This is a genomic window from Streptomyces roseoverticillatus (assembly GCF_000719265.1).
In the GTDB taxonomy this organism is placed as follows: Bacteria; Actinomycetota; Actinomycetes; order Streptomycetales; family Streptomycetaceae; genus Streptomyces; species Streptomyces roseoverticillatus.
This window is the reverse complement of the sequence record NZ_JOFL01000006.1, coordinates 618,901-633,816: the sequence shown is the minus strand read 5'-3', so window position 1 is coordinate 633,816 and position 14,916 is coordinate 618,901. Positions and strand designations below refer to the sequence as shown.

The 14,916-nt window shown below is 75.9% G+C and carries 2 protein-coding genes (1 of these 2 only partly in view); both read right to left on the bottom strand.

Annotated features, from left to right (window positions below):
* Positions 1-1,853, bottom strand: a 1,853-nt coding sequence (locus IF61_RS0109925) for a type I polyketide synthase (RefSeq protein ID WP_030365921.1), incomplete at its 3' end; no start/stop codon positions are given.
* Positions 1,854-1,864: 11 nt separating this feature from the next.
* A protein-coding gene (locus IF61_RS0109920; RefSeq protein WP_030365920.1) for a type I polyketide synthase crosses the window boundary here: on the bottom strand, positions 1,865-14,916 show its 3' end. Its footprint extends 15,580 nt past the window's final position; 13,052 of the gene's 28,632 nt are visible here — the last part of the coding sequence; its start codon lies off the right edge, out of view; the stop codon is at positions 1,865-1,867.

The following is a 14,916-nucleotide window of genomic DNA, read 5'->3' as shown; positions in this document are numbered from 1 at the left end:
ACCGCGAACAACGCCGGCTGCGTAAACCCCGTCGCGTCCAACCGCTCCGCATCGGCGAACATCACCTCACGCAGCTCACCGTCGAAATGCCCCAGCACCACATCCAGCGCCTCCGCGAACACCGGAAAACGCGCGGCCAGCTCCCGGCCCATACCCACCCGCTGGGCACCCTGACCCGAGAACAGCACCGCGACCCGGCGGCCCGTCTCCGCGCGCCCCCGGGCCGGTTCGGACAGCTCGCCGTCAGGCCCCTGCGCCAGCAGCACCGCCCGGTGTTCGAAGGCCGAGCGGCCCGAGACGAGCGAGAACCCCACGTCCACCGGTGACGTCACGCCCCGCAGCGCCGAGATCCGCTCGATCTGCGCCGCCAGCGCCGCCTCGGACCGGGCCGACACCGGCCACGGCACCAGGCCGGGCGACGGATCCGTTACCGGGTCCTCGGCCGCCGTCTCCGGTTCCGGTTCCGGTTCTGCCTGCTCCACGATCACGTGCGCGTTCGTGCCGCTGATCCCGAACGACGAGACACCAGCCCGCCACGGCCGGCCGGTCTCGGGCCACTCCTGGGCCTCCGTCAGCAGCCCGACCGCCCCGGACGACCAGTCCACGTGCGACGACGGCGCATCCACGTGCAGGGTCTTCGGCAAGACCCCGTGCCGCATCGCCATGACGGTCTTGATGATTCCCGCCACCCCGGCGGCGGCCTGTGTGTGGCCGAGGTTGGACTTCACCGAACCCAGCAGCAACGGCCGTGCCGGATCCCGGCCCTGCCCGTACGTCGCCAGCACCGCCTGCGCCTCGATCGGATCTCCCAAGGGGGTGCCCGTACCGTGCGCCTCCACCACATCCACATCGGAGGCCGACAACCCCGCGCTCGCCAGCGCCTGGCGGATCACCCGCTGCTGCGACGGGCCGCTGGGCGCGGTGAAGCCGTTGGAGGCGCCGTCCTGGTTGACGGCCGAGCCCCGGACGACGGCGAGGACGGGGTGTCCGTTGCGGCGGGCGTCGGAGAGCCGCTCGACGAGGAGGACGCCCACGCCTTCGGACCACCCGGTGCCGTCGGCCGCGTCCGCGAACGCCTTGCAGCGGCCGTCGGCCGCCAGTCCGCCCTGCCGGCTGAACTCCATCAGGGAGCCGGGGGACGACATGACGTTGACCCCGCCGACCAGGGCCAGCGAGCACTCGCCGGCCCGGAGGGCCTGGACCGCCGTGTGCAGGGCCACGAGGGATGAGGAGCACGCCGTGTCGACGGTCACCGCCGGGCCCTCCAGGCCCAGCGTGTAGGAGAGCCGGCCGGACGTGGCGCTGGCGGCGATTCCGGTGCCGATGTCGCCGGTGGCGTCGGCCAGGGACCGGACGAGCAGGTAGGCGTAGTCCTGGCCGTTCGTGCCGACGTAGACGCCGGTGCGGCTGCCGCGCAGGGACAGCGGGTCGATGCCGGCCCTCTCGATCGCCTCCCACGAGGTCTCCAGGAGCAGCCGCTGCTGCGGGTCCATGGTGACGGCCTCGCGCGGCGAGATGCCGAAGAAGTCCGCGTCGAAGTCCCCCGCGCCGTCGAGGAAGCCGCCTTCCTGGCTGACGGCGTTGCCGCGCCGGTCGGCCCCGGCGTCCCGCAGGGCGTCCAGGTCCCAGCCGCGGTCCGTGGGGAACGCGCCGATCGCGTCCTTCCCCGCGGCCAGGAGTTCCCACAGGTCCTCGGGCGAGTGCACGCCGCCGGGGTAGCGGCAGCTCATCGCGACGATCGCGACCGGCTCCCTGGCCGCGGCGACGAGCTTGTGGTTCTGCCGGCGCAGGTGCTCGGCCTCCTTCAGCGAGGCGCGAAGGGCCGCGACGACGTTTTCGCTGGATGTGGTCATGGTCCGTTCTTTCAGCGCTCGTGGTGGGAATTGCCGTCGAGTGCCGCCCGCACCAGGTCGTCGACGTCCATCGCGTCGATCGACTCGTCGTAGGCGTGCGCCTCCTCCGTGATGGCCCCGCCGCCGGACGCGGCGCTCTGCTCGGCCGCGAGCTTCAGCAGGGGTTCGAGGACGCCGATCTCGCGCAGCCGGGCCGCGGAGACGGAGGCGAGCAGGGCCCTGATGCCGGGCTGGTCGAGGTCGTCGGCGTCCGTCTCCCCCGCCCCGTCCTCCGGGAGGAGCAGGCCGAGGACGTGGCCCGCCAGGTCCGCGGGGTTCGGGTGGTCGAAGACGAGCGTGGCGGCGAGGCTCAGTCCCGTCGCGGCGTTGAGCCGGTTGCGCAGCTCGACCGCGCTGAGGGAGTCGAAGCCGAGGTCCCGGAACGCCCGGTCGGCGCCGACGGCGTCGGCCGTGGGGTGTCCGAGCACGGCGGCGGCCCGGGTGCGCACCAGGTCCAGTACGGCCGCGGAGCGCTGCGCGGGCGGCAGGCCCGTCAGCCGCTCGCGCAGGGCGGTGGCGGGAGGCTCCTCGTCCGCGTGTCCGGCCGGACGGGGTGCGGTGCCGCCGGGCAGCTCCGCGAGGAGCGGGCTGGGTCGTACGGCGGTGAAGTGCCGTACGAACAGGTCGTGTTCGACGTCCACGACGACCTCGGTGGGCCGGCCGCCTATGACCGCCCGGCGCAGCGCCGTGACGGCGAGGTCCGGGTCCAGGGGGCGGATGCCGGTGCGCCGGGCCGCGGCGGCCGCCCGGTCGTCGCCGGCCATTCCGCCGCCGCCCCACGCTCCCCAGGCGATCGAGGTCGCGGGGAGGCCGTCGGCCCGGCGCTGCTCGGCGAGGGCGTCCAGGAAGGCGTTGGCGGCGGCGTAGCCGGCTTGTCCGGGGTTGCCGACCGCGGCGGACGTCGAGGAGAACAGGGCGAACACGGCGAGGTCCAGGTCGCGGGTGAGGTCGTGCAGGGCGAGGGCCGAGCCGGCCTTGGCGCGGAAGACGGCCTCGAAGCGGTCCGGGGTGAGGCCGTCGAGCACGCCGTCGTCGAGCACGCCGGCGGTGTGGACGACGCCGGTCAGGGGCGCCTCGGCGGGGATGGCGGCGAGGACAGTGGCGAGCGCGTCGCGGTCGGCGGCGTCGCAGGCGGCGAGCGTGACCTCCGCGCCCAGCGCGGCGAGTTCGGCCCGCAGTCCGGCCGCGCCGGGTGCGTCGGGGCCCCGGCGGCTGACGAGCAGCAGGTGCCGTGCCCCGGCGCGGGCCAGTTCGCGTGCCACCCGGGAGCCCAGTGCCCCGGTGCCGCCGGTGATCAGGACGGTGCCGGTGGGGTTCCACTCCCGCGCGGTGCGCCCGGCCGGTACGGGCACCAGCCTGCGGCCGAGGGCGGCGGAGGGCCGTACCGCGATCTGGTCCTCGTCACCGGGGGCCGCGAGGACCGCGGCGAAGCGGTCCGCGGTCCGCGCGTCGAGGGTCTCCGGCAGGTCGATCAGGCCGCCCCAGCGCTGCGGGTATTCCAGGGCGGCGACGCGCCCCAGTCCCCACACCGCGGCCTGGACGGCGCCGGGCACGGGCTCGGCGGGCGCGGCCGCGACCGCGCCGCGCGTGACGCACCACAGGGGTGCGGTGATGTCCGCGTCGCCGAGCGCCTGGATCAGCGCGGTGGTGAGCGCCAGGCCTTCGGGGGCGTCCGCCTCGCCGGCGGGCGCGGTCGCCAGGGCGAGCAGGGAGAGCACGCCGGTGAACGCGCGTCCGCCGGCGGACGTCTCCCGCAGCCGGCCGGCCAGTTCCCCGCGTCCCGGGCCGTGGGCCTCCAGCCGCGTCACGTCGGGGCCGAGGGCGGTCAGGACGTCGTCGACCCAGGGGTCGTCTGCGTGCGCCGCCGGGATCACGGCGAGCCAGCTGCCCGCCGCCGCCCGGGAGGGGGCGAGGGTGAGCGGCTTCCAGGTGATCTGCTGCCGCCAGCCGTCGACGGTGCTCTCGTCACCGCGGCGGCGGCGCCAGTCCGCGAGCGCCGGGAGCACCTTGGACAGCGCGTCGCCGTCCACGTTCAGGGTCGCTTCCAGCGCGGCGAAGTCCTCGTCCGCCACGGCCGACCAGAAGCCGTCGTCGTCGCCCCCGGCCGTACGGGAGCCGGTGGCGGACGGTGTCTCCGGCCAGAACCGCTGGTGCCGGAACGGGTAGGTGGGCAGGTCGGCGTGGCGGGGCGTGGTCGCGTCGGTGCCCAGGACGGCGGGCCAGTGCGGGCTCAGGCCGCCGACGTGCAGCCGGGCGAGCGCGGTGACCACGGACTCCTCCTCGCCGCGGTCCTTGCGCAGGGCCGATACGGTCACCGCCCGCGCGGACAGGGCGTCGAGGGTGTCCTGGGCCATGGCGCTCAGCGAGCCGTCGGGGCCGAGCTCCAGGAAGACGGACACGCCTCGCTCGGCGAGGGTCCGCACGCCGTCGCCGAAGCGGACGGCCTCGCGGACGTGGCGCACCCAGTAGTCCGGTGAGCACACCTGCCGCTCGTCCGCCGCCTCGCCGGTGAGGTTGGACACGAGCGGGATCGCCGGGGGGTCGTAGGCGATGCCCCGGGCGATCCGCCGGAAGTCCTCGAGAATGGCGTCCATGTGCAGGGAGTGAAACGCATGGCTCACCCGCAAACGCGTAGTCTTCCGCCCGTCTGCCGTGAGCTTCTCCGCGAGGGCGAGGACGGCGGCCTCGTCGCCGGAGAGGACGACGGACTCCGGGCCGTTGACCGCGGCGATCGACACGCCGTCGGTCAGGTGCGCCCGCACCTCGTCCTCGGGGGCCCGTACGGCGACCATGGCGCCGCCCGCGGGCAGACCGTTCATCAGCCGCGCCCGTGCGGCCACCAGCCGGCAGGCGTCCTCCAGGGAGAAGACCCCGGCGACGTGGGCCGCCGCGATCTCGCCGACGGAGTGCCCGGCGACGAAGTCCGGGCGGACGCCCCAGGATTCGACGAGCCGGTACAGCGCCACCTCGACCGCGAACAGCGCGGGCTGGGTGAAGCCGGTCTCGTTCAGGCGCTCCGCGTCGGTGAACATCACGTCCCGCAGTTCACCGTCGAGGTGCGCCAGCACGGCGTCGAGGGCCTCGGCGAACACCGGGAAGCGCGCGTACAGCTCGCGGCCCGTCCCTGCGCGCTGCGATCCCTGGCCGGAGAACAGCACCGCCAGCTTCCCGCGGCGCGCCTCCGCGTCCCCCCGGACGACCTGCCGTGCGTCGGTGCCGTCGGCCAGCGCGGCCAGGCCCCGGAGCAGGTCGTCGCGGCCGTCGGCGAGGACCGCGGCCCGGTACGGGAAGGCCGACCGGGTCGTCGCGACGGACAGCGCGAGCTCGGCGACGGGGAGTCCGGGGCGCCGCGTCACGTAGGCGTGCAGTTGCCGTGCCTGGTCCCGCAGCGCGTCCGGCGCGGCGGCCGAGACGGGTACGGGCAGCAGGCCGCGGGGTTCCTCCGCCGGCCCGGGAGCCTTCGCGGCCGGCCCGGGCTGCTCGATGACGACGTGGGAGTTGGTACCGCTGGCGCCGAACGCCGAGATGCCGGCCCGGCGCGGGCGGCCGGTCTCCGGCCAGGCGGCCTCGGCGGCCAGCAGCTCGATCGCGCCGGCGGTCCAGTCGACGTGTGCCGACGGCTCGTCCAGGTGCAGGGACCTGGGCAGGACGCCGTGCCGCATCGCCAGGACCATCTTGATCACTCCGGCGACGCCGGCGGCCGCCTGGGTGTGGCCGATGTTGGACTTCAGCGATCCCAGCAGCAGCGGCCGCTCGCGGTCCTGACCGTACGTGGCCAGCAGCGCCTGGGCCTCGATCGGGTCGCCCAGGGTGGTGCCGGTGCCGTGGGCCTCCACAGCGTCCACGTCGGCCGGTGCCAGGCCCGCGTCGGCCAGCGCGCGCCGGATGACGCGGCGCTGCGAGGGCCCGTTGGGCGCCGTGATGCCGTTGCTGGCGCCGTCCTGGTTGACGGCGGAGCCACGCAGGACGGCGAGGACCTCGTGCCCGTTGCGGCGGGCGTCCGAGAGGCGTTCGAGGACGAGGACGCCCACGCCTTCGGACCAGCCGGTGCCGCCCGCCGAGGCCGAGAAGGCCCGGCAGCGGCCGTCCGGAGCGAGGGCGCCCATCTCCCCGAACTCGACGAAGTTCACCGGGGTGGACATCACCGTCACGCCGCCGGTGAGCGCGAGCGGGCACTCGCCGTTGCGCAGGGCCTGGGCCGCCAGGTGGAGGGCGACCAGCGAGGACGAGCAGGCCGTGTCGACGCTGACGGACGGGCCTTCCAGGCCGAGGGAGTACGACACCCGGCCGGAGAGCAGGCTGGCCGACTGCGCGGTCTGCGCGTGGCCGAGCTGGCCCGCCTCGGGCCGGTAGTCGCCCGAGCCGCCGCCGATGAACACGCCCGTGTCACCGCCGCGCAGCCCGGCCGGGTCGATGCCGGCCCGCTCCAGGGCCTCCCAGGAGGCTTCCAGCAGGATGCGCTGCTGCGGGTCCATGACCATGGCCTCGCGCGGTGAGATGCCGAAGAATCCGGCGTCGAAGTCCGCCACGTCGTGGAGGAACCCGCCGCCCTTGGCGACGGTCGCGCCGCGGCCGTCGCGGTCGCCGTGCAGCAGCCGGTCCAGGTCCCAGCCCCGGTCGGTGGGGAAGCCGCCGATGGCGTCGCCGCCGGCCGCCAGCAGGTCCCACAGGTCCTCGGGCGAGCGGACCCCGCCGGGGTAGCGGCAGCTCATGCCGACGATCGCGACGGGGTCGTCTGCCGTGGCGGCGCCGCGCGGGCGCACCGCCCCCGTCCCGGTGTCCTCCTCCCCGTCCTCGCCGTCCTCGCCGAGGAGTTCGGCCAGCAGGTGGGCGGCCAGCGCCTCGGCCGTCGGGTAGTCGAAGACGAGCGTGGCGGGCAGGGACAGGCCCGTCGCGGTGGCGAGCTGGTTGCGGAGGTCGACCGCGGTCAGTGAATCGAAGCCGAGGTCCCTGAAGGGCGCTCCGGTCGGGACGGCGCCCGCGTCGGCGAATCCGAGCACCGAGGCCACCTCGGCGCGGACCACGGCCAGCAGCGCCTCGGTCCGCTCCTCGGCCCGGCGGGCCGCGAGGCCGGCCCGGAGCCCGGAAGCGGCGGCCGCCGTGTCCGGCCCGGTGCCGCCGGAGCCCGCCAGGGCCTCGCGGGCCTCGGGCAGGTCCGTGAAGAGGGCGCTGCGACGGCTACGGGTGAAGGCCGGTGCGAACACGTCCCACCGCACGTCGGCGACCGTCACCGAGGCGGCGTCGTCTCCGACGGAGCGGGCGAGCGCGGTCAGGGCGAGCCCAGGATCCATCGCGGGCAGCCCGTTGGCCCGCAAGTGCGCGGCCAGGCCGCCGGCGGTGGTGTCCGCCCAGGCGCCCCACGCGACCGCCACGGCAGGCAATCCGTGTGCGCGGTAGCGCAGGGCCAGGGAGTCCAGCAGGGCCCCGGCCGCCGCTTCCGCTCCCCTGCCGCTCGCGCCCCAGGTGCCGGCGATCGTGGAGAAGAGGACGAACGCGTCCAGGGGCCGGTCACCGGCCGCGGCGCTCGCCACGGCCGCCACGTTCTCGACGCACGCGTGCAGCGCGGCCAGGGCCGTGGCCGGGTCGTCGGCGGAGGACGAGCCGGGCCCGTCGGCGTACACCACCGCCGTCAGGGGCTCCGGGGTCGAGGCGAGCGCGGTCAGCAGCGCATCGCCGTCGGCGGGGTCGCAGGCGACGAGCGTCAACCGGGCGCCCAGGGCGTCGAGTTCGGCGCTCAGGTCCTCCGCCGCGTCCGGTGCGGACGGGCCGGCCGCCAGCACGACGTGCCGGGAGCCCTGCCCGGCGAGCCGGCGGGCGACGTGGCCGCCGGTGCCGGACGCCGCGCCGACGACGAGGACCGTACCGGAGGGCTGCCACGGCACCGCCCGGGCGTCCGCCGCAGCGCGCACGAGGCGGCGCCCGAAGGCGCCCGAGGGCCGCAGCGCCACCTGGTCCTCACCGTCCGTGCCGGAGAGCACGTCGCGGAACCGGTCGGCCGAGCGCCCGTCGAGAACGTCCGTCACGTCGACGAGACCGCCCCAGCGCTCCGGGTGCTCCAGGGCCGCCACGCGGCCGAGCCCCCACACCGTGGCCTGGGCGGTGCTCACGCCGGCGTCCGCGTCGTCCACGGACACCGCACCGCGGGTGACGCACCACAGCGGGGCGTCGACACCGGCGTCCGCCAGGGCCCGTACGACCTCGTCCGGCCATGCCGTGCCGACGGGTACGGGGTCGGCGGCCGAGGCGGCGAGCAGCGAAACGACGCCCGCGAAACCGCTTTCCCCGGCGGCGAGTTCGCCGAGACGGCCGGTCAGCGCGGCCCGGTCCGTCACGTCGGTCTCGACGCGTACGGCGCCGTCGCCGAGGGCCGCGACCACGGCTGCGGTCCACGCGTCGTCGGCGCTTCCCGCCGGGAGGAGCGCCAGCCACGGCCCGGGGAGGGCGCGCGAGGCGGTCCCGGTGAGCGGCTTCCACGTCACGTGGTACCGCATGCCGTCGGCGGCCGAGCGCTCGACGCGCTTGCGGCGCCACGTGGACAGGGCGGGCACCAGGGCCGACAGCGCGGTGTCGTCCAGACCGAGGCCGGCCGACAGCGCCTCCAGGTCCCCGCGCTCCACCGCGGCCCAGAACTCGGAGTCCAGGGGATCCTGGCTGCCCGCCCGGGCGGGCTCCGGCCAGTACCACTCGCGCTGGAACGGGTACGTCGGCAGTTCGACGCGGCGGGCACCGGTGCCGGCGAAGAACCCGGCCCAGTCCACCTCGATACCCGTCACATGAAGGCGCGCGAGGGCGGTCAGCAGGGCCTCCTCCTCGGGGCGGTCCTTGCGGAGCGCCGGGACCGCGACGGGGACGTCCTCCAGGATGTGCTGGGCCATCGCCGTCAGCACACCGTCCGGGCCCGCCTCCAGGAAGACGGAAGCGCCTTCGGCGGCGAGAGCGCGGACGCCGTCGGCGAAGCGCACCGTCTCCCGGACGTGCCGGACCCAGTACTCCGCCGAGCACAGCACCTCCCCGGAGGCGAGCTCGCCGGTCACGTTCGACACGACCGGAATCCGGGGGGCGTCGAAGGACAGGCTCTCGGCGACCCGGCGGAAGCCGTCCAGCATCGGCTCCATCAGCGGCGAGTGGAAGGCGTGGCTGACCGGCAGCCGCTGCGTCTTACGGCCTTCGGCCGCGAACTCCCCCGCGATGCGCAGCACCTCGGTCTCGTCCCCGGAGAGGACGACGGCCTCGGGACCGTTGACCGCCGCGATGGACACCCCGTCCACCAGCCGCGCGGCCGCCTCGCCCTCGGCCGCCTGGACGGCGACCATCGCACCGCCGGCCGGAAGCGCCTGCATCAGCCGGGCCCGCGCCGCCACCAGACGGCAGGCGTCCTCCAGCGAGAACACCCCCGCCACGTGCGCCGCCGCGATCTCACCGATCGAGTGCCCCGCGACGAAGTCCGGGCGGATCCCCCAGGATTCGACGAGCCGGAACAGCGCGACCTCGATCGCGAACAGCGCCGGCTGCGTGTACCCGGTCTCGTCCAGCCCGTCGCCGGACATCACGTCGTGGAGCGGCCGGTCCAGCTCGGCGTCGAAGTGGGCCGTCACCGCGTCGAGGGCCTCGGCGAACACCGGGAAGCGCGCGTACAGCTCGCGTCCCATGCCGGCCCGCTGCGAGCCCTGGCCCGAGAAGAGCACCGCGAGCTTCCCGGTGTCGTCCTGGGCGGTGCCGCGGGCGAGTTCGGAGACCCGCTCGCCGTCGGCCAGCAGCACCGCGCGGTGGGCGAACGCGGCCCTGCCGGTGGCCAGGGAGTACCCCACGTCGGCCGGCGACCGGCCGGGCAGTGCGGAGAGCCGCTCCAGCTGTGCCGTCAGCGCGGCCCCGGACTTGGCCGACACCGGCCAGGGCACCGGGCCCGGCACATCAGCGGGCCCGTCCGTGACCGGCTCCGCCTCCTCCGGCGCCTGCTCGACGATGACGTGGGCGTTCGTGCCGCTGACGCCGAAGGCGGAGACGCCGGCCCGCCGGGCGTGCCCGGTCTCCGGCCACTCCTGCCGCTCCGTGATGAGCGAGAGGGCGCCGTCCGCCCAGTCGACGTGCGTGGTCGGGGTGTCGATGTGCAGGCTCTGCGGGAGCACACCGTGCCGCATCGCCAGGATCATCTTGATGATGCCGGCGACGCCGGCGGCAGCCTGGGTGTGGCCGAGGTTCGACTTGACCGCGCCGAGCAGCAGGGGGCGGGGCCGCTCCCGGCCGTAGGCGGCGATGAGGGCCTGGGCCTCGATGGGGTCGCCGAGCCGGGTGCCGGTGCCGTGCGCCTCGACGGCGTCGACGTCGGCGGGGGCGAGGCCGGCGTCGGTGAGGGCCCGGCGGATGACGCGCTGCTGGGCCCGGCCGCTGGGGGCCGTCAGGCCGTTCGAGGCGCCGTCCTGGTTGACGGCGGTGCCGCGTACGACGCCCAGGACGTCGTGGCCGTTGCGGCGGGCGTCGGAGAGGCGTTCCAGGACAAGGACGCCCACGCCCTCGGACCAGCTCGTGCCGTCGGCCGAGTCGGCGAAGGGCTTGCAGCGGCCGTCGGGGGCCAGCCCGCCCTGGACCGTGAACTCGGTGAAGGAGTCGGGGCCGGACATGACCGAGACGCCTCCGGCCAGGGCCAGCGTGCACTCGCCGGAGCGCAGGGACTGCGCGGCCATGTGCAGGGCGACGAGCGACGACGAGCAGGCCGTGTCGACGGTGACGGCCGGGCCCTCGAAGCCGAAGGCGTACGAGAGCCGGCCGGACATGACGCTGGCGGTGTTGCCGGTGGCGACGTGGCCGCGGACGTCGGCGGTGCCCCGGCGCAGGAGGTTGACGTAGTCCTGGCCGTTGGTGCCGACGAAGACGCCGGTGCGGCTGCCGCGCAGGGTGGTCGCGTCGATCCCGGCGCGCTCGAAGACCTCCCAGGCGGTCTCCAGCAGCAGGCGCTGCTGCGGGTCCATGGCGAGCGCTTCACGGGGCGAGATCCCGAAGAAGGCGGCGTCGAAGAGGCCGACGCCGTCGAGGAATCCGCCGTCGAGGGTCGCCGAGGCGCCCCGGGCGAGCTCGGTGAGGTCCCAGCCGCGGTCGGCGGGGAATCCGGAGATCGCGTCCCCGCCGCGGACCAGCAGCTGCCAGAGGTCCTCGGGGGACCGTACGCCGCCGGGGAAGCGGCAGTTCATGCCGACGATGACGACCGGGTCGTCGTCCGCCGCCCGTTCGGCCGGGGCCGGGGCGGCGGCGGCCGGGCCGGTGCCGGGCAGCGTGTCGAGGAGCGTGTCGAGGAGCTCGGTGAGCAGGAAGCCGGCGAGGGCGAGCGGGGTCGGGTAGTCGTAGACGAGCGTCGCGGGCAGTTTGAGCCCGGTGGCGGCCGTCAGGGCGTTGCGCAGTTCGACGGTGGTCAGCGAGTCGAAACCGAGGTCGCTGAACGGCTGGTCGGCGCCGATGCCGCCGGTGCCGGAGTGCCCGAGGACCGCGGCCACCTGCCCGCGCAGGAGATCGAGGACGAAGCGGGGGCGCCCGGACGGGGACAGCCCGGCGAGCTGCCGGCGCAGTGCCGGTTCCCGCAGGGCGGCCTCCGGTGCTCCTGCGGCGGGCGCTGCGCCGCCGCGGCGCAGTTCGGGGAGGTCTCCGACGAAGGGGTTGGGGCGGAGAGCGGTGAACGCGTCCGCGTAGCGCGGCCAGTCGATGTCGGCGAGGGTCGTGGCGGTGTCTCCGTGTTCGATGGCGTGGCGCATGGCGGTGAGTGCCTGTGCGGGTGCCATGGGGGTGAAGCCGCCGCGGCGGACGCGGCTCTCGATGCCGGCCCCGTCGGCGGCCATGCCGCCCTCGGCCCAGGGGCCCCAGGCGAGGGAGGTCGCGGGCAGGCCCGCCGCGCGGCGGTGCTCGGCGAAGGCGTCGAGGAAGGCGTTGGCGGCGGCGTAGTTGCCCTGGCCGGGTGCGCCGAGGGTGCCGGCGACGGAGGAGAAGAGGACGAAGGCGGTCAGGTCGTGGTCCCCGGTCGCCTCGTGCAGGGCGAGCGTGGCCGCGACCTTGGCGCGCAGGACGGTAGCGAACTTCTCGGGTGTGAGGGCGTCCACGACGCCGTCGTCCACGGTGCCCGCGGTGTGGAAGACGGCGGTGAGCGGGTGCTCCTCGGGGATCGCGGCCAGGACGGCGGCGAGCGCGTCGCGGTCGGCGGTGTCGCAGGCGGCCAGGGTGACCCGGGCACCCGCGTCCTCAAGTGCGGTGCGCAGTTCGCCGGCTCCCGGGGCATCGGGGCCGCTCCGGCTGACGAGCAGCAGGTGCCGGGCGCCGCGCTCGGCGAGCCAGCGGGCGACACGGCCGCCGAGGGCGCCGGTGCCGCCGGTAACGAGGACGGTGCCGCCGGGCCGGAACTCGCCGGGTGCGGGGGCGTCCCCGACCGGGTGGTGGGCCAGCCGGCGGGCGTACGTGGCGGTGGCGCGTACGGCGAGCTGGTCCTCGCCGCCGCTTCCGGCGAGCACGCCGGCCAGTCGGTGCAAGGTGGTGCCGGCGAGCTCGTCGGGGAGGTCGACGAGGCCGCCCCAGCGCTCGGGGTGCTCCAGGGCGACGACGCGGCCCAGGCCCTGGACGGCCGCCTGGGCCGGGCGGGCGAGGCGCTCGGAGCGGCCGACGGCCACGGCGGTGCGGGTGACGCACCACAGAGGCGCCTCGATGCCGGCGTCGCCCAGGGCCTGGACGGCCGCCGTCGTCAGCAGCAGGCCGGCGGGGACTCCGTCCTCGCCGTACGTGTCGTCCGCCGCGAGCAGGGACAGCACGCCGGTGAACTCCCGGCCTTCACCTGCCAGTTCGCGCAGCCGGTCGGCCAGGTCCGCGCGCCGCGGAGTGGTGACGTCGACGCGTACGGTGCCGGTGCCGAGGGATCCGGCGACCGTGTCGAGCCAGGCCGGGTCGGCGGCGCCGGCCGGTGCGAGCACGAGCCAGGTTCCGGCCGGGTGCGCCGGGCCGGAGGCCGACGCGCCGGTCAGGGGCTTCCAGGTGACCCGGTAGCGCCAGCCGTCCACGGTGGCCTGCTCGCGGCGCTTGCGGCGCCAGGACGCCAGGGCGGGCACGACGGTGGTGAGGGTGTCGTCGTCCAGGTCCAGGGAGGTGCCCAGGGACGCGAGGTCCGCGCGCTCGACCGCCGACCAGAACGCGGCGTCCGCCGCATCGGCGGGGCCGCCCGGGGCAGCGGTCCCGGCGGCCGCCTCGGGCCAGTAGCGCTCGCGCTGGAAGGGGTAGGTCGGCAGCGTGGTCCGGCGGGCACCGGTGCCGGCGAACACGGCGCTCCAGTCGACCCGTGCGCCGCGCACGTGCAGGCGGGCGAGGGCCGTGGTGAGGGCCGGTTCCTCGGGGCGGTCGCGGCGCAGCGCGGGGACGGCGACGGCGCCGCTCTCCTCGCCGGCGGTCCCGCGGACCGCCCCGGAGAGCACGCCGTCCGGGCCGAGCTCGAAGAAGGTGGTCACGCCGTGCCCGGTGAGCAGGCGCACGGCGTCGGCGAAGCGGACGGTGCCGCGTACCTGGCCGGTCCAGTACTCCGGCGAGCGGAGTTCGTCCGCGGTGACGGGCGCGCCGGTGACGGTCGACACGAACGGCAGCGTGGGCTCGCCGTAGGTGACGCCGGCGGCGGCGCGGGCGAAGTCCTCCAGCATCACGTCCATGTGCGGCGAGTGGAAGGCGTGGCTGACGCGCAGGCGCTTGGTGCGGCGGCCGAGCTCCTCACAGCGGGCGGCGATCGCGAACACCGCGTCCTCGTCGCCCGAGACGACCAGGGAGGAGGGGGTGTTGACGGCGGCGACGGAGACGCGCCCCTCGTACGCGGCGAGCAGAGGCAGCACCTCGTCCTCGGCGGCCTCGACGGAGACCATGGCGCCGCCGGCGGGCAGGGCGGCCATCAGCCGGCCGCGTGCCGCGACGAGGGTGCAGGCGTCCTCCAGGGAGAGGACTCCGGCCGCGTGCGCGGCGGCGAACTCGCCGATGGAGTGCCCGGCGACGTAGTCGGGGCGCAGGCCCCAGGACTCGGCGAGCCGGAACAGCGCCACTTCGAGGGCGAAGAGGGCCGGCTGGGTGTAGCCGGTGTCGTCGAGCAGCGCGGCCTCGGGGGTGCCCGGCCCGGCGAAAAGGATCTCGCGCAGCGGGCGGTCGAGTTCGAGGTCGAAGCGGGCCAGTACGGCGTCCAGGGCCTCGGCGTAGACCGGGTGGCGGTCGTAGAGCTCGCGTCCCATCCCGGGGCGCTGGCTGCCCTGGCCGGTGAAGAGGAAGGCCAGACGGCCGCGGCTGCGGTCGCCGGTGATCAGGCCGGCGTCGGGGGTGCCGTCGCGCAGGGCGGTCAGGGCGCGGACGAGCGATGCGCGGTCGTGGGTGCCGTCGGTGACGACGGCCGCGCGGTGCTCCAGGGCGGACCGGGTGGTAGCGAGGGAGAAGGCGAGGTCGGTGAGCGGCGTCCCGGGGTGGTCGGCGAGGTGGGTCAGGAGCCGGCCGGCCTGGGCGCGCAGGCCCGCTTCGGTGCGTCCGGACAGCGTCAGGGGAAGGACCCCGGCCGGATCCGTCGTCTCCTCCTGAGGCACCTCCTCCGGCCGCTGGTCCGGGGCCTGTTCGAGGACGGCGTGGACGTTGGTGCCGCTGAGGCCGAAGGAGGAGACGCCGGCACGGCGCGGGTGCCCGGTGCCCGGCCAGTCCTGCGGCTCGGTGAGCAGGCGGATGGCGCCGGAGGTCCAGTCGACGTGCGAGGAGGGCCGGTCGATGTGCAGGCTCCGGGGAACGGACGCGTGGCGCAGGGCCATGACCATCTTGATGACGCCGGCGACGCCGGACGCCATCTGGGTGTGGCCGATGTTGGACTTCACGGAGCCGAGCAGCAGCGGCCGCCCGGGGTCGCGGTCCTGGCCGTACGTGGCGAGCAGGGCCTGGGCCTCGATGGGGTCGCCGAGGGCCGTGCCGGTGCCGTGTCCGTCGACGACGTCGACCTCGGCGGCGGACACTCCGGCGTTGGCGAGGGCCTGGCGGATGACGCGCTGCTGGG